At 59.6% G+C, this 17,003-nt stretch carries 12 protein-coding genes; 4 read left to right on the top strand and 8 right to left on the bottom strand.

Annotated features, from left to right (window positions below):
• Nucleotides 1-77 precede the first annotated feature (77 nt).
• The 3 genes from H8S11_RS14300 to H8S11_RS10340 are packed head-to-tail and all read left to right on the top strand — an operon-like array spanning nucleotide 78 to nucleotide 3,830.
• Complete coding sequence (locus tag H8S11_RS14300; RefSeq protein WP_186853080.1) at nucleotides 78-938, top strand: ATP-binding cassette domain-containing protein; 861 nt, start codon at nucleotides 78-80, stop codon at nucleotides 936-938.
• Nucleotides 935-3,124, top strand: coding sequence for a hypothetical protein (locus H8S11_RS10335; RefSeq protein ID WP_186853081.1), 2,190 nt, complete (start codon nucleotides 935-937; stop codon nucleotides 3,122-3,124). Before H8S11_RS14300 ends, H8S11_RS10335 begins: the two co-directional genes overlap by 4 nt.
• The gene (locus tag H8S11_RS10340; protein ID WP_186853082.1) at nucleotides 3,117-3,830 is read left to right on the top strand and encodes a hypothetical protein; all 714 of its coding nucleotides are present in this window, start codon (nucleotides 3,117-3,119) and stop codon (nucleotides 3,828-3,830) included. Before H8S11_RS10335 ends, H8S11_RS10340 begins: the two co-directional genes overlap by 8 nt.
• 176 nt (nucleotides 3,831-4,006) lie before the next feature.
• Here the strand turns inward: H8S11_RS10340 and purF are convergent, their stop codons facing one another.
• The 8 genes from purF to H8S11_RS10380 all read right to left on the bottom strand — a co-directional run bounded on the left by purF (nucleotide 4,007) and on the right by H8S11_RS10380 (nucleotide 15,406).
• The gene (gene purF / locus H8S11_RS10345) at nucleotides 4,007-5,419 is read right to left on the bottom strand and encodes an amidophosphoribosyltransferase (RefSeq protein WP_186853083.1); all 1,413 of its coding nucleotides are present in this window, start codon (nucleotides 5,417-5,419) and stop codon (nucleotides 4,007-4,009) included.
• Nucleotides 5,420-5,464: 45 nt separating this feature from the next.
• Nucleotides 5,465-7,069: a CTP synthase gene (gene pyrG / locus H8S11_RS10350; RefSeq protein WP_186853084.1), complete on the bottom strand. Its 1,605-nt coding sequence runs from the start codon at nucleotides 7,067-7,069 to the stop codon at nucleotides 5,465-5,467.
• A gap of 36 nt (nucleotides 7,070-7,105) precedes the next feature.
• The gene (gene purB / locus H8S11_RS10355; protein WP_186853085.1) at nucleotides 7,106-8,521 is read right to left on the bottom strand and encodes an adenylosuccinate lyase; all 1,416 of its coding nucleotides are present in this window, start codon (nucleotides 8,519-8,521) and stop codon (nucleotides 7,106-7,108) included.
• Between the two features lie 12 nt (nucleotides 8,522-8,533).
• Complete coding sequence (locus H8S11_RS10360) at nucleotides 8,534-9,808, bottom strand: adenylosuccinate synthase (RefSeq protein WP_186853086.1); 1,275 nt, start codon at nucleotides 9,806-9,808, stop codon at nucleotides 8,534-8,536.
• Between the two features lie 14 nt (nucleotides 9,809-9,822).
• Nucleotides 9,823-10,548, bottom strand: coding sequence for a phosphoribosylaminoimidazolesuccinocarboxamide synthase (gene purC, locus H8S11_RS10365; protein ID WP_186853087.1), 726 nt, complete (start codon nucleotides 10,546-10,548; stop codon nucleotides 9,823-9,825).
• Nucleotides 10,541-11,629 carry a carbamoyl phosphate synthase small subunit gene (locus tag H8S11_RS10370; RefSeq protein ID WP_186853088.1) on the bottom strand — a complete coding sequence of 363 codons (1,089 nt, stop codon included), beginning with the start codon at nucleotides 11,627-11,629 and terminating at the stop codon, nucleotides 10,541-10,543. The genes purC and H8S11_RS10370 overlap by 8 nt, the downstream gene beginning before the upstream one ends.
• Before the next feature lie 29 nt (nucleotides 11,630-11,658).
• Nucleotides 11,659-13,242, bottom strand: a complete 1,584-nt coding sequence (gene asnB, locus H8S11_RS10375) for an asparagine synthase B (protein WP_147571349.1) — start codon at nucleotides 13,240-13,242, stop codon at nucleotides 11,659-11,661.
• 67 nt (nucleotides 13,243-13,309) lie between these two features.
• On the bottom strand, nucleotides 13,310-15,406 hold the full coding sequence (locus H8S11_RS10380; RefSeq protein ID WP_186853089.1) for a glutamine synthetase III family protein: 2,097 nt from the start codon (nucleotides 15,404-15,406) through the stop codon (nucleotides 13,310-13,312).
• A 339-nt stretch (nucleotides 15,407-15,745) separates the two neighbouring features.
• On the opposite strand from H8S11_RS10380, the gene H8S11_RS10385 reads away from it, so the two are divergent.
• The gene (locus H8S11_RS10385; protein ID WP_207721972.1) at nucleotides 15,746-16,978 is read left to right on the top strand and encodes a glutamine synthetase family protein; all 1,233 of its coding nucleotides are present in this window, start codon (nucleotides 15,746-15,748) and stop codon (nucleotides 16,976-16,978) included.
• The last annotated feature ends 25 nt before the right edge of the window (nucleotides 16,979-17,003 follow it).

The following is a 17,003-nucleotide window of genomic DNA, read 5'->3' on the forward strand; positions in this document are numbered from 1 at the left end:
CACACACCCGCTCCAAACCGTCTCCATATGGCGCTGGTATCCTAGCCGCATCCCAAGCAGAAAGGAACCTGACACATATGGAGATCAACATTCAAACCGTCGGCATGACCTATCCCAACGGAAAGCAGGCTCTTAAGGGCCTCTCTCTGGATTTGCGCTCCCCCAGCCTGGTGGGTCTGCTGGGCCCCAACGGGGCGGGCAAATCGACCCTGATGAAGCTGCTGGTGGCCGCCCTGCTCCCCACCACCGGCTCCATTCTGGTGGATGGACAGCCTCTGACCAGGGTGGAGCGGCAACTGAAGGCCCGGCTGGGCTATCTGCCCCAGGACTTCGGACTGTTCGACGAACTCACTGTGGAACAGTTTCTGGACTACATGGCAGCCCTCAAGGGATTGCGGGGCCCCAGAGCCGTCATACGGCAGGTAATCCGCTCCGTCAATCTGGAGGAAAAGGCAAGGGCCAAAATCCGCACCCTGTCCGGCGGGCAGCGCCAGCGGGTGGGCATCGCCCAAGCTCTTTTGGGGGATCCGGAGCTGCTGATTCTGGACGAGCCCACAGTGGGCCTGGATCCAGAAGAGCGTATTCATTTCCGCAATCTCTTTTCCCAGACCGCCCAAGACCGGCTGGTGCTGCTGTCCACCCACATTATCGAGGACATACAGTCCGTGTGTGGGCAGCTTGTGGTCATTAACCGGGGCCAGGTCCTGTTTTCTGGCACCCCAGAGGCGTTGATCCAGACCGCCACCGGTCATGTGGGTATCTTTTGGGAGAAGGACGCCGCCCAGGAGGATGGACTTCACATCACTGCCCGAGTAAATACCGGCCAGGGAGTCCGCTGCCGGGCGGTGGCTGACGTGCTCCCTCCCTTCGCCCAGCCGTCGGACCCCACCCTGGAGGACGCCTACCTCTATCTCATTTCCCAGGAGGCGGTCCAATGAAGCCCCCGCGTCTGTTTTCTCTGGAGCTTGGGCGGCTACTGAAAAGCCGTCTGACCTGGCTGGTCCTGCTGTTGACCGTCCTCTCTCCTGCCGCCGGGTTGGTGCTCTACCGGCCTGCCGCCGCCAGCACCATGCTGTCCACCTATCTGGCCAACCCAGCTCTGGCCGGCGGCGTTGTGGGCGGCGTCCTGTTCGGCCTTCTGGCAGTGTACGAGCTGGACCGGACGGAGCGCGGCCGGGTCAGCCTGCTGGTGGACGGGGCGGTCTCTCCCCTGATGATGGCCCTGGTGCGCCTGCCCGCTCTAATGGCAACAGCGGCACTGGGACTGGGCCTTACTGTTGTAGTGTGGTTCCCGGTGAGCCGGCAACTCATCGGCTCTGTCTTTGATGGAGCCGACTACCTGTTGGCCTACGGGCTGCTCATGGGGCTGGCCCTGTGGCTGTCCATTTTGGCGGCAGCATCCGCCTATCAGTTCACCCGGCGGGTGGACCTATCCCTGGTTCTCTTTACCTCCTTTTCCGCTTTAAGTCTTACGGTGTGGGCCGGGGACTGGCAGTTGTGCTGGCTCAACCCCTGTGTGTGGGCCCTGTCCGATGACTTTTCTAACCTTCGTATCTTCCGGTCCGTGGCTTATATGCGCCTGACCTGGCTGGCAGCCCTGGCTGGGATATGGGTTGTTTCCTACCTGTGCGTCCGGCGGTATGAAAAGGGGCTCCTGGGTTCTCTGGCCCAGAATGCCCGGCGGGCCTACCGCCCTGCTGTGGCCCTGCTGCTCCTGATCGGCTCCGGCGCCGCCTATGCCGCCCAGCCCTTCGTAGACCACAGCAACCCGGACCTGATGGCCATGACCTTTTACGAAATTCCCTATGCCGAGGGGGTGGTGTGCACCGGCCGCTCCGCTCAGGTGTTTCCAGATACCGCCTCTGGAACAGTTTTCGGTCGGGCCAGCTATCAGTTTGAAAATACCTCCCAACAGGAACGAACAGCGTCCTTTGGCGTGACCCCTGGCTACACAATCTCTAATGTGCGGGCCAACGGTGTGGAGGCTCCTTTCTCTGTAAGCGACTACCAGGAATATAACGAAGCCCTGCTGGAGGTAACTCTCCCCGCTGATGAGCAGGTGGAGTTAATCATGGAGTACAGCGGCTTTCCCCAAGAGAGCAACGTCATGTCCACGATGCAGGGTGGCGCGGAGATCAGCGGGGAATACCTGTGTCTGGAAAACGCAGCCCTGTCTCCCCGGCTGATGAATGTGCTGCCAGGCGAGGCGGGTTATCCCACCACCATGGAGCTCACCCTGCCCTCCTCCATGACGGTCATCCCCTTCGGCTCCAGTGAGGCGGAAGTGGTGGCCCAGCACGACGACGGCACCGCCACCTGGCGCTATCAGTTCAGCAGCACCGGCGGAATTGTCTATGCTGGGGACTATATCCGGGAGGACATTCAGGCCGGGGGTATGACCATCCAGTTCTATTACGGCCGTAAGCACCAGGCTGTGATGGCGGAGGCTGGCGCGGCAGATGCGGTAAAGGCGGTGGTGGACTACTGCACAGAGCATTACGGTCCCCTATCTTTTGGCGCCGGGAAAACCCTGAAGCTTGTCCAGAGCCGAGTGTCTGGCGGCGGCTATGCCGCAGACGGGGCCAGCCTGCTGGATGAGGCGGACTTCACCGCCGCCAATCTCAGCGATGGAGGCAAGGGCGCCGCCCCCGGTGAGGTAATGATACACGAATTGGTCCACCAGTGGTGGGGCCTGGGCAATATGTTTGATTTGGCGGCCCCTGCCTCTCCCTGGTCTGCCGAGGGCTTGACCGTGTACACCACCTACCGTATCGTAAAGGAGCTCTACGGCGAAGATTACGCCCAAACACACTATGTAGACCAGTGGAAGCGGGAGGTGGAGGACTACTACCTAGATTTCTATGTCCGCAATCCCGAGTTCTTGGCCAAGTTGCCCCAGGAGGAGCAATTAGCGATCAGCAACAGCCTGTCCTTCATACGTCAGTACCACGAGATGCCCTTGAAGATCCTGAAGGCGGAGAAACTGGTCGGCGGAGAAGAGGCCATGGACCAGGTTCTGTGCGGCCTGTTTACCCGAGAGCTGGACCCCATGTATCCCTATCTCACCTATCAGGAGTTTTTGGATGCCTGTGGGCTGACGGAGGAGGCGTTGAATCTTGGCTAAGATTTTCGGATATGAGTGCAGGCGGCTGCTGTGGAACAAGTTTTTCCTGAGCCTGTTGGCAGTCCTGCTGTTTTACGGGTGGCAGGTCCTGGATTGGGTGACCATCCTGGGGGTGTCCCACACTGCCCCCTTCTCCCCATGGAGCTTTGGGGACTACCTGTGCCGGCTGCTCCCCCTGATGTGGATCGGGGCCCTGTTTTTTCTGACCTTCTTTACTTCGGGAAAAGCCCGGCGGGCAGCGGTACTCACCGACGCCGCCCCGGCGGAGCCCTATCGATACGCCCTGGCCCGGTGCGCCGCCGCTCTGGTGGGGACGGGGCTGCTGGCCTTGGCCTGCCTGGGCGAAGCGGCGGTGTTTTACGGTCGATACTTCGGCTGGTACCGCTGGGGGGAGCTGGTCCTCCCAGCCCTGGCTACCCTGGCCCCTCCTTTGGTGTTTGCCCTGGGAAGTGGCTGGCAGTTAGGGAGAGTACGGCCCTGGCTGATCTTCCCGTGGATGCTCCTTCCCATTCTTCTGACGGCGCTGCCCCTACCTGAATCCCTTGGACTGTTAAATGGCAGTATCTTTGTAAGCCGTCCTCTGGCCCTGGGCGTGCTAGATCCGGCCTTTTCCTTGCCCGTGGGCGCCATTGTGACCCAATGTGTTCTCCTCCTTGCAGGCGTGTTATTCCTGATCATCCGTCCTTCCAAGAGAAAAATACGCTGAACCTGTCCGGTACAGGCAGGATCTTATAAGGGGAGCGATTTCATCTCTCTAATCTAAAAATCTCCCATTTCAATCATTGAAATGGGAGATTTTCCTCTCTGTTTAAATATCTAATTCTTTTCCTTCCAATCTTAGGAGGTGACATCCCTCGATTTACTGTCCGCTGCTGGCACCATCTACCGGGATAGCTTCCGTTCAAAGCGGTCCTTCCTGGTATCCGAGGGTATTGCGGTGGGATATCTGCCGCTGAAACAGGCGTCACAGCAGTTCCCTCCCCCGATAAGTTCCCCCAGCTTGGACAGTGGAAGATACCCCAGCGAATCCGCCCCTATCATGTCTGATATTTCCTCTGGCGTGTGGCTGCAGGCAATCAGATTTTCCTTCGAGTCGATATCTGTGCCATAGTAGCAGGGATTCAAAAAGGGTGGCGCCGAAACACGCACATGGATCTCACAGGCTCCCGCCTCTCGTAGAAGGCTGACAATACGGCCGCTGGTAGTACCCCGGACAATGGAGTCGTCAATGAGGACTACTCGCTTGCCCCGGACGGTTTCTCCGATGGCGCTTAACTTGATCTTCACCTTGTCCAGACGCTGCTCCTGTCCCGGCGAGATAAAGGTGCGCCCAATATACTTGTTTTTGAGCAGTCCAATTCCGTATGGGATACCGGAGGCCTGGCTGAATCCAAGGGCGGCGTCCAGCCCTGAGTCCGGCACCCCTACCACCACGTCCGCTTGAACCGGGTGCTCCCGTGCCAGGATCCTTCCGGCCCGGAGTCGGGCGGCGTGGACGGATACCCCGTCGATGACCGAGTCCGGACGGGCAAAATAGATGTACTCAAAAATACAAGGCCGCCTCGCGGCTTTTCCACAGTGCTCCCTCCGGGCGACCATTCCTTCCGGACTGAATACCAGGATCTCTCCTGGCTCTACATCACGGACGAACCGCGCTCCTACGGCAGTCAGGGCACAGCTCTCTGAGGCTGCCACGTAGCCCCCGCCAGGCAGTTCCCCATAACACAGGGGACGGAACCCATAGGGGTCCCGGGCGCAAATCAGCTTCCTGGGAGACATGAGTACCAGAGAGTAAGCCCCCTCCAGCTCATCCATGGCCTTGCTCAGAGCTTCCTCAATGGAGGGGCAGGTCAGCCGCTTTCTTGTAATGGTATAGGCAATAATCTCTGTATCGCTGGTGGTATGAAAGATGGCTCCCTTCAGCTCCAGTTGCCCCCGCAGTTGGGCGGCGTTGCTGAGGTTTCCGTTGTGAGCGATGGCCATGTGCCCCTTCACATGGTTGACCTCAATGGGTTGGCAGTTGCCGCGATTTGCGGCCCCGGTAGTGCCGTACCTCACATGGCCCACCGCCATGGTTCCCTTGGGAAATCGGGCCAGCTTCTCCTGAGAAAAGACCTGGCTCAACAACCCCAGATCCTTTCTTGAGAAGAATACACCGTCGTCGTTGACCACGATGCCGCAGCTCTCCTGTCCCCGGTGCTGGAGGGCATACAGTCCGTAATAGGCCAGGCTAGCCGCCTGGATCGGGGCTTGGCTGATGACGCCGAATACACCGCACTCCTCATGGATGCTCATTTCTATTCCTCCCGCTCTGAAGCTGGCGCCGGTCCGCGCGCGCTCTTACGCTCCGCTTTTCTCCTTCGCCGCGAATATAAATTCCCGAAACAGCGGATGTGCCCGGTTGGGCCGGCTTTTCAGCTCCGGGTGGAATTGGACGCCTACAAACCAGGGATGGGAGGGCAGCTCTACTATCTCCACCAGCCGGCCGTCCGGCGACAAACCAGACAGGCGCAGCCCAGCTTGGGTCAACCGCTGGCGATATTCGTTGTTGAACTCATAGCGGTGCCGGTGCCGCTCCGAGATGTCCGACGTTCTGTAAGCTTGGAACGCCGCTGTGTCTTCCCGGTCAATGCGGCACGGGAAGGCGCCCAGGCGCATGGTGCCTCCCTTGTCGGTCACGCCCCGCTGGCCCTCCATCAGGTCGATGACGGGATAAGGTGTGTCCGGGTCCAGCTCGCTGGAGTGAGCCCCCTTCATGCCGCACACATGGCGGGCAAACTCCACCACCGCCATCTGCATTCCCAGACAGATGCCCAGAAACGGTATTTTATGCTCCCTGGCATAGCGGATGGCGGAGATCTTGCCCTCGATCCCCCGGCTGCCAAAGCCGCCGGGTACCAGGATGCCGTCCACTCCGGCAAGGAGCATCTCCACGTTGCCCTCTGTGACCGCTTCGCTGTCTACCCAGCGGATGTGTACCTTTACCCCGTTCTCGATCCCTCCGTGGGTCAGCGCCTCCACCACAGAGAGGTAGGCGTCATGGAGGGCCACATACTTACCCACCAGTGCGACCTCCACTTCTCCTTTTGGGTGCTTGGCCCGCTGAACCATAGTATCCCACTCGGTCAGGTCCGGAGCGTGGCACTCCAGCCCCAGATGCTTCACCACCACCTGAGCCAGTCCCGCCTTCTCCAGCATCAGCGGGACCTCGTAGAGCAGGCCGGCGGTCAGATTTGGGATGGCGTTTTCCACCGGGATATTGCAGAACAAAGATATCTTTTCCAGGATCTCCTGGGGCACCGCCTCATCACTACGGCACAGGATAACATCGGGCTGGATGCCCAGCGAGAGCAGCTCCTTGGCCGAGTGCTGGGTGGGCTTTGATTTCAGCTCCCCGGTCCCTGGGATGGATACGATGAGGGATACATGGAGAAACATGACGTTTTTTCTCCCCCGCTCGGCGGCCACCTGGCGGATGGCCTCCAGGAACGGCTGGGATTCGATATCGCCTACCGTACCGCCGATCTCTACAATGGCTACATCGGTTTCAGGCCCCTCCAAGGTATAAATACACCGCTTGATCTCGTCGGTAATATGGGGGATGATTTGGACCGTTCCACCCAAATAGTCCCCTTTCCGCTCCCGATTCAGTACGTTCCAGTATATCCGGCCCGCTGATACCGAGGAGTTTACTGTCAGATTCTCATCGATGAAACGCTCATAGTGGCCCAGGTCCAGGTCAGTTTCCGCCCCATCATCGGTGACAAAGACCTCCCCGTGCTGATAGGGGGACATGGTCCCTGGGTCCACGTTGAGATATGGGTCCAGCTTCTGGACTTTTACCTTCAGCCCCCTCTGCTTCAGGAGCCGGCCCAAGGACGCCGCTGTGATCCCCTTGCCTAGGCCGGACACCACGCCTCCAGTCACAAAGATATAGTTTGTCATAGCCCCTTCTCTCCCTTCACTGGCCGCAGCCTGTTCTCACAGCTCGATCCGGGCAGTCTCCCGCTCCAGATCCGCAAACAGCGGACGGATGCTCTGGACAAAGTCCTCCACCTGCTGGGCACACCGGCCGGTATACAGCTCCGGGTTCAGCAGCCGCTCCATATCCCCTCGTGACAGGCCGAAGGACGGCTCCCCGGCCAGCCGGTCCAACAGGTCGCAGTCCCCCCCATCTTTCATCCGGGCGGTGGCTGCCATGGAGCAGCGGCGGATGATTTCATGGAGCTCCTGCCGGTCTCCCCCCCGCTTTACCGCCTCCATCATCAGATTTTCCGTGGCGATGAAGGGCAGGTACTCCTTTACCGTTTTCTCAATCACTCTTTCATTGACATGGAGCCCGTTTGTTACATTCTGGGCCAGACGCAGGATAGCGTCAGCGCACAAGAAGCCCTCGGGCAGGGCAATGCGCCGGTTGGCTGAGTCGTCCAGCGTCCGCTCCAGCCACTGGGTCGAGGCGGTCATAGGGGCATTCATAGCGTCGGCCATCAGATAGCGGGCCAGGGAGCAGATTCGCTCACAGCGCATAGGGTTGCGCTTATAAGCCATGGCGGAGGAGCCGATCTGGTCCTTTTCAAAGGGCTCCTCCACCTGCCTGTCGTGCTGGAGCAGGCGGATATCATTGGCCATACGGTAACAGCTCTGGGCGATAGAGGAGAGGCAATTCAAAATGCGGCTGTCCAGCTTTCTGGGGTAGGTCTGGCCGCACACCGGGAAGCACTCCTCAAATCCGAAGTCAGAGGAAATCTTCCGGTTCATTTGACTGATCTTCTCCTGGTCCCCGTCAAACAGGTCCAGGAAGCTGGCTTCAGTGCCGGTAGTCCCACGGCAGCCCAGGAACTTGACGTTCTTCAGGGTGAAGTCCAGTTCGGACAGGTCGGACTCCAAGTCCTGGAGCCAGAGCGCCGCCCGCTTACCTACCGTGACCAGCTGGGCAGGCTGATAGTGAGTGTAGCCCAGGGTAGGCAGGGCCCGATATTGCTGGGCAAAGTCGGCCAGATTGGCCATCACCTGAAGCAGCTGCTGGCGGAGATAGCGCAGCCCATCCCGGTAAAGGATCAGATCGGCGTTGTCTGTGACATAGCAGCTGGTGGCCCCCAGATGGATGATGCCGGCGGCAGAGGGGGCCGCCTGTCCAAAGGCGTAGACATGGGCCATCACGTCGTGGCGCACCTCTTTCTCCCGCCGCCTGACACAGTCATAGTCGATCTCGGAGATGTGGGCCTCCAACTCCTCTACCTGCCCCTGGGTAATGGGCAGGCCCAGTTCCATCTCCGCCCGTGCCAGGGAAACCCACAGCCGCCGCCAGGTCTGATAGCGGGTATCGGCGGAAAAAAGCTGGAGCATATAGGGGGAGGCGTAACGGGTAGACAGCGGGGATTCATATCGGTCAGTCATTTGTCGTCCTCCTTATACTCTGATGACGCTGTCCCGCTCCGGCCCCACCGAGATATAGGCGATAGGACAGCCGATGGCCCGCTCCACATGGCCCACATACTCCTGGGCCTGGCGGGGCAGATCCTCCCACCTACGGGCCGAGGAGATGTCCTGCTTCCAGCCCGGCAGATACTCGATCTCCGGCAGGGCTTTGCCCAGGGCCGTGGGGAAGGGAAAGCTCTCTGTAGGCTGGCCGTCCAGCCGGTAGCGGACGCACACAGGGATTCGGTCCAGATAGCTGAGTACATCCAGTTTGGTCAGTGCGATCTCTGTGGCCCCCTGGATTTCCACCCCGTACCGGGTGGCCACCAGGTCGATGGGTCCTACCCGCCGCGGCCGGCCGGTCTTGGCGCCATATTCCGCTCCCGCCTTCCTCAGTTTCTCCGCCTCCGGACCGAACATCTCACAGACAAAGGGCCCCTCCCCTACACAGGTGGAGTATGCCTTTACCACACCTACCACCCGGTCAATTTTGGCGGAGGGCAGGCCGGAACCGATAGGGGCGTAGGCCGCCGTGGTGTTGGATGAGGTGGTGTAGGGGTAGATGCCGAAGTCCAGGTCCCGAAGGGAACCCAGCTGGGCTTCGAAGAGGATGCTCTTTCCCCGGCTCTGGGCCTGCTTCAAATAGGCCCCGCTGTCACAGAGATAGGGCTTGATTTTTTCGCAGCTGTTGGCCAGCCACTCCTCCACCCTCTCCATGGTGAAGGGCTCTGCCCCATACACCTTAGTCAAGGTTAGGTTCTTCCACTCCAGAAGCTGGGCCAGATGGTCCCGTAATTCCTCCGGATAGAACAGCTCTCCGGCCATAATGGTCTTTTTCTGGTACTTATCGGAGTAGAAGGGGGCAATCCCCTGCTTGGTTGAGCCATACTTGTGGTCCTTCAGCCGCTTCTCCTCCAGCTCGTCCAGCTCCCGGTGCCAGGGCAGCAGAAGCGAGGCCCGGTCGCTGATCTTCAGATTCTCCGGGCTGATCTCCACTCCTCTGGACATCACATCCTCTATCTCTGTCCACAGGTTCTCCGGGTCCAGAGCCACCCCGTTCCCCAGGACATTGACGACCCCCGGGCGGAAAATACCCGAGGGAAGAAGATGGAGGGCAAATTTTCCATACTGGTTGATGACGGTGTGTCCGGCGTTGCCGCCCCCCTGGTAGCGGACCACAAGGTCATAGTCCTGGGTGAGCAGATCCACCATCCTTCCCTTGCCCTCGTCCCCCCAGTTGATGCCCACGATGGCGCAGTTTGACATATCGTTCCCTCCGTTTACAGTTGTTGGTTGAGCCGGCCCATGACCTGGCGGTAGGCCGCCTCCACGCCGCCCAGATCCCGGCGGAAGCGGTCCTTGTCCAGTTTGTCCCCAGTCTGACTGTCCCACAGGCGGCAGGTGTCGGGGCTGATCTCATCGGCCAGGATTATGGTACCGTCTGGCAGCCGGCCAAACTCCAGCTTGAAGTCCACCAGTGTGACGCCGCACTGCTTCCAGATCTCCCGGAGCAGCCTGTTGACCTCCAGGGCATAGCGCCGGATGACCGCTACCTCCTCCGGGGAAGCCAGCCCCAGGGCGAGCACATGGTCGTCGTTGAGCAGAGGGTCCCCCAGCTCATCATTCTTATAGGAAAACTCCAGGGTCGGCCGGTAAAAGACCGCTCCTTCGGCCACCCCGTACCGCTTGGAAAAGGAGCCGGCGGCAATGTTGCGCACGATGACCTCCAGGGGGACGATGGCCACCCTCTTTACCAGGGTATCCCGGTCGTTGAGCTCCCGGACCAGGTGGGTGGGGATTCCCTCCCGCTCCAGCCGGGCCATCAGCAAATCGCTCATCCGGTTGTTGATGACACCCTTACCGACGATGGTACCCTTTTTCAGCCCATTGAAGGCGGTGGCGTCATCCTTATAGGATACAATCAGCAGCTCCGGGTCATCTGTGGCGTACACCTTTTTCGCCTTGCCCTCGTAGAGCAGCTCCCGCTTTTGAGGCATTTCACTCATTTGTTTTCCCTCCCATAGACGCTACAAATCGGTCAAACAGATACTCCATATCCCTGGGGCCGGGGTTGGCCTCTGGATGGAACTGTGTGGAAAAGCAGTTGGGGCGGCGGTAGCGCAGTCCCTCGCAGGTTCCGTCGTTGGCATTGATGTGGGACACCTGGGCCACCACCGGGTCCACGGTATCGGCCAGTACCATATAGCCGTGGTTTTGACTGGTGATAAACACCCGGCCCCTCTCTACATCCCGGACCGGGTGGTTCCCGCCCCGGTGGCCATAGTCCATCTTTCCCGTCCTGGCCCCGGTGGCCAGTGCCAGCATCTGGTGGCCCAGACAGATGCCATACAGGGGCAGGCCGCTGTCATAGAGCTTTTTTATCTCCCGGATCATGTCTGTGTTCTCCGCCGGGTCCCCAGGGCCGTTGGACAACAGCACCCCATCATAGCCGCCGGAGAGGACTGTCTCGGCCGGGGTGGAGGCGGGCAGCGCCGTGACGCTGCATCCCCGGCGGCGGAGACAGTCTATCATATTCTGCTTGACCCCGTAGTCCATCATGGCCACATGGTACCGCTCCTCCCCTATGGCGGGAAACTCCTCCGGGGCGGAGCGGGTAACCTTCTGGATCGTATCCCGGACCTTATAGGCGTGCAGCCGCTCCAATACCTGCCCCACATCAAACTGCTGGGCACAGGTCAGCATGGCGTTCATGCTCCCCTGGCTGCGGAGCATCTTGGTCAGGGCACGGGTATCCACCCCCTCGATGCCGGGGATGTCATGCTCCTTCATATAATCCCCCAGGTCCATCTCTCGGCGAAAGTTGCTCCCCCTGGGGGACAGATGGCGAACCACCAGCATCTCCACCCAGGGGTGGCTGGACTCGTTGTCCTCGCTGTTCACCCCGTAGTTGCCGATGAGGGGATAGGACATGACCACGCCCTGTCCGGCATAGGAGGGATCGGTCAGGATCTCCTGGTAGCCAGTCATGGAGGTGTTGAACACCAGCTCGCACACCCGTGTCTCTGTGCTCCCGATGCTGGTACCGGAGAGGACGCTTCCGTTTTCCAAGATCAAAGTCGCTTTCAAACTGCTCACTCGCTTCCTATGTGATGGTCTTAAACTCCGCTCTGGCCGTAGTTGGCCAGCACACGGGCGGAGGGGTCATCCACGTCGCAGCCCTCCCACTCCCGGTTGGGCATCCAGAAATCCAGGACCATCCCGCTCTGCCCCGGATAGTATTTCTCAAATATCTCACGATAGAGCAATGACTCCTTGGTAAAGGGGCGGGCATGGACATACTTCTGCCTCAGCTTCTGGAAATCGTCATCGGTGTAACACTGTTCCGCGTATTCCTTCAGGTCGTCCACCAGTGAGTGGCCCACAGCGTCGGAGAAGGCCGCCTTCTCCCGCCACAGGATATCCTGGGGCAGCCAGCCGCCCTCCTCGAAGGCGTGGCGGAGCAGATACTTGCCCTTTCCATATCGGTTCCGCTTCCGCTCCGGGTCCACCGACATGACATAGCGCACGAACTCCAGGTCTCCGAAGGGGACTCGTGCCTCCAGGGAGTTGACCGAGATACACCGGTCTGCCCGGAGCACATCGTACATGTGCAGCTCTCGGACCCGTTTTTCCGACTCCTCCTGAAACGCTTGGGCAGAAGGGGCGTAGTCTGTATACTTATAGCCGAACAGCTCGTCGGATATCTCGCCAGTGAGCAGCACCCGAATATCGGTCTGCTCGTGAATGGCCTTACAGACCAAGTACATTCCCACGCTGGCCCGAATGGTGGTAATGTCGTACGTGCCCAGCAGATGAATCACCCGCTCCAGGTTGGAGATCACATCCTCCCGTGTGATGATCACCTCCGTGTGGCGGCTGCCGATGTATTCCGCCACCTCCCTGGCGTATTTCAAATCGATGGCGTCGCCGCTCATGCCGATGGCAAAGGTCCGAATCGGGGTCTTGCTCCGCCGGGCGGCGATGGCGCACACCAAGGAGGAGTCAAGCCCTCCGGACAGCAGGAAGCCCACCTTGGCGTCGGCCACCAGCCGCTTTTCCACCCCGGCGATCAGCTTTTCCCGGATGTTCCGGCATACCGTTTCCAGGTCATCCCGGCAGATCCGCTCCACCTGGGTCATATCCCGGTAACAGATAAATCTGCCGTCCTTATAGTAATGTCCAGGGGGGAAGGGCAGTATTTCTCCCGCCGCCAGGCCCAGCAGGTTCTGGGGCTCGCTGGCAAAGAGGATAACTCCTTGGCTGTCATATCCGTAATAGAGGGGGCGGATGCCGATGGGATCACGGGCGGCGATGTACTCCTGTCTCTCACCGTCATAGAGGATGCAGGCGAATTCCGCATCCAGCATCCGGAACATCTCCACCCCGTATTCCCGGTACAGAGGGAGCAGCAGCTCACAGTCAGAGTCGCTGGCAAAGGTATATTTTTCTTCCAGTCGCTTTTTTAGCTTTTCAAAGCCGTATATCTCGCCGTTGCACACCACGAAGCTGCCGTCCAGCGCAAAGGGCTGCATCCCGGCAGAAGTCAGGCCCATAATGGACAGCCGGTGGAATCCCAGCAGGCCCTTTCCTGTGTCAACGATTCGGCTGTCATCCGGCCCCCGACTGACCGTGCGCTGAAAGCCGGCCTGAAATGCCTCCAGGTCGAACACTGGGCCGCAATATCCCATAATGGAACACATAAACGCTCCTCCAATCTCTATTGGGCCCCGGTCCGAATGGAGGCCGGGGCCAGAAGGGATCTGGTCGTTACCGCACGCCAAACAGCAGGTCGCCGTAAGTGGGAAACGGCCAATACTTTTTGGGGGTCAGGGTCTCCGCCTCGTCGCAGGCCAGGCGCAGCTGCCCCATTTTACACAGGATCACATCCCGGACAGCGGCGGCCTCCTGGGCGATATCCCCGGCGGAGGACACCTCCAGCACCGCCTGCTCCAGCTCCGCGGTTTTGGCCGCCATCTGATCCGTGAGAGCAGACAGCTTTTTTACCAGCTCGGACTCATACCCGCAGGGGCAGCCAGGGACCAGTTCCCGCTTGGCGGCCGCCCCTCTGGCGGTGTCCAGCGCAAAGGACTCCACGGCTGGCAGGATCTCCGTTCTGGCCATATCCACCATGGTGTTGGCCTCGATCAGAATGGTTTTGCAGTAGTTCTCCATCATGACCTCATACCGGGAGGTAAGTTCCTCCAAGGTCAGCACGCCGTGGGAGGTGAGGAGCCTAACATTCTTCTCATCCAGCAGATGGGGGACGCAGTCCGGGGTGGTGCGGTAGTTGAGCAGGCCCCGCTTCTCTGTGGCCTCAGTGATCCAGGCATCATCGTAGCCGTTTCCGTTGAAGATGATGCGCTTGTGCTCCCGGATAGTCTGCCGGAGCAGCTCCTGCAGGGCGGCGGGGAAGTCCTCGGCCCCCTCCAGGCGGTCGGCATAGAGCTTGAGGCTCTCAGCCACAGCGGTGTTGATCATGATGTTGGCACAGGCGATAGAGTCGGAGGAGCCCACCATGCGGAACTCAAACTTGTTGCCAGTGAAGGCGAAGGGGGAGGTGCGGTTCCGGTCGGTGGTATCCTTGCTGAATTTGGGCAGGATATCCACCCCAAGCTTCATCTTGGTCCGGGCAGCTCCCTGATAGGGGGTCTCATGGTCAATGGCCTCCAGCACACCGTTCAGCTCATCTCCCAGGAAGATGGATACCACAGCGGGAGGCGCCTCGTTGGCTCCTAGGCGGTGGTCGTTGCCGGCCGTGGCCACCGAGATGCGCAGCAGGTCCTGATAGTCGTCCACCGCCTTGATGACGGCGCACAGAAACAGCAGGAACTGGGCGTTCTCATAGGGCGTATCACCGGGAGAGAGCAGGTTGACGCCAGCGTCGGTGGAGATAGACCAGTTGTTGTGCTTACCCGATCCGTTCACTCCTACAAAGGGCTTCTCATGGAGCAGACAGACCAGCCCGTGCCGGGCGGCCACCTTCTGCATGATCTCCATGGTCAGTTGGTTGTGGTCAGTGGCAATGTTGGTGGTGGTATAGATAGGGGCCAGCTCGTGCTGGGCTGGGGCCACCTCGTTATGCTGGGTCTTGGCCAGGACACCCAGCTTCCACAGCTCCTCATTCAGGTCCTCCATAAAGGCGGCCACCCTGGGTTTAATCACGCCGAAATAGTGGTCATCCATCTCCTGGCCCTTGGGGGGCTTGGCGCCGAACAGAGTTCGGCCGGTAAACCGAAGATCCCGGCGCCGCTCATACATTTTGGCATCCACCAGGAAATACTCCTGTTCTGGACCCACCGCGGTGGACACCCGTTTCACCGTGTCATTTCCAAACAGCCGCAGGATGCGGAGGGCTTGTCGGTTCAGGGCCTCCATGGAGCGCAGCAAGGGGGTCTTTTTGTCCAGCGCCTCGCCGCTGTAAGAGCAAAAGGCCGTGGGGATGCACAGCGTTTTCCCCTTGATAAAGGCATAGGAGGTGGGGTCCCAGGCAGTGTAGCCTCTTGCTTCAAAGGTAGCCCGCAGCCCCCCGGAGGGAAACGAGGAGGCGTCCGGCTCCCCTCGGATCAGCTCCCTGCCTGAGAATTCCATGATAACCCCTCCATCTGGAGAGGGGGTGATAAAGCTGTCGTGCTTCTCGGCGGTGATGCCGGTAAGTGGCTGGAACCAGTGGGTAAAGTGGGTGGCCCCCTGGGCTACGGCCCAGTCCTTCATGGCGGCTGCCACAGCGTTGGCCACACCCAAATTCAATTTAGCCCCCTCGTCGATGGTCTTCTTTAAAGACTGGTATACCTCAGCGGATAAATTTGCCTTCATCACCCTGTCGTCGAACACCATGCTTCCAAAATACTCCGGAACAGCTGCCATTGTCTTTCACCCTTTCTACTTCTAAAAAAATGCAAAAAAGGCGAAGGCGCCTCTAAGGAAAATCCTTAAAGACGCCTTTGCCTTTATGTGCCGCATTATAGCCCCGTGGCAGCCGTTTGTCAATGAGATTTTGGACTGTTTAGTACATTCTGTAACAGTTTCCAAAAACATTTCGCCCTATTTTTCCTGTTTCTGTCTGGACCGCCAAAATTTTTTCCCATAGGAGACAACACTGGAAAATCCATTTTTACCGGTGCTATAATAGCAGCGGATCCCGTTCCACCAGGCTGCCAGCCGGCTTTGCGGCCTTCGCATATGCCCGGCGACGCAAAAATATCCATGAAAGTTGGTGTGACCGTGAAATATTCCAAGCGCGAGGTCATGCAGTATGTTCAGGAGGAGGAGATCAAGTTCATCCGCCTCGCCTTTTGTGACGTATTCGGCCGGCAGAAAAACATCTCCATCGTGGCCACCGAGCTGCCCCGGGCCTTTGAGTACGGCATCGCCATTGACGCCTCCGCCATCGCCGGCTTTGGGGACGTAGCCCATTCCGACCTGCTCCTCCGGCCTGACCCAGAGACGCTGATGCTCCTCCCCTGGCGCCCGGAGCATGGTCGGGTGGTGCGGATGTTCTGCTCCATTGTCTATCCCGACGGCCAGCCCTTCCCTTGTGATTGCCGGGTCCTGCTTAAGCAGGCTGTGGCCTGCGCTGAGGAGAGGGGGCTTCAGTTTCTCTTTGGCGCGGAGCAGGAATTCTACCTGTTCCGGCGGGATGAAAACGGTGAGCCCACCAAGATTCCCCACGACAGGGCCAACTATATGGATACGGCCCCAGAGGACAAGGGGGAAAACATCCGCCGTGAGATCTGCCTCACTCTGGAGCAAATGGGCATCTGGCCTGAGTGTGCCCACCACGAGGAGGGGCCCGGCCAGAACGAGATCGACTTCCGCTACTCCGACCCTCTCACTGCCGCCGACAATGCCATGACTTTACAGGCCATCGTGAAAATCATTGCCGAGCGGAATGGACTGTGCGCGGACTTCAGCCCCAAGCCCCTGGAGGGGAAACCGGGCAACGGCTTTCACATCAATATGTCAGTGAAGTCAACGGATGGACTGGACCACCTGCCCGAGATGGTAGCCGGTGTGCTGGACAAGGTGGGGGAGATGACCGCCTTTTTGAACCCTACCCGAGAGTCCTATTCCCGTCTGGGCGGCTATAAGGCCCCAGATTACATCTCCTGGTCCAAGGGGAACCGTTCCCAGCTGATCCGGATCCCAGCGGCGGCTGGTGAGTACCGTCGAGCGGAGCTGCGCTCTCCCGATCCTATGGCCAACCCATACCTGGCCTTCGCACTGATGATCTATGCCGGCCTGTACGGCATTGAGCGGCATCTGGAGATGCCTCATCCCGCCGAGGTGGACCTCTACCAGGCGGACGCAGAGACGCTGGTAAAATTCCGTCGGCTGCCTCAGAACCTCCAGTCCGCCTGCGCCACCGCCGCAGACAGCCCCTTTATCCAGACCTATATCCCGGAAGCCATCCTGGCGGAATACCGCAAGCGGGCCTGAAGCCCGTCTGCATAACAGGGAAAGG

The sequence above is a fragment of the Flintibacter hominis genome, from assembly GCF_014287965.1.
Lineage (GTDB): Bacteria > Bacillota > Clostridia > Oscillospirales > Oscillospiraceae > Lawsonibacter > Lawsonibacter aceti.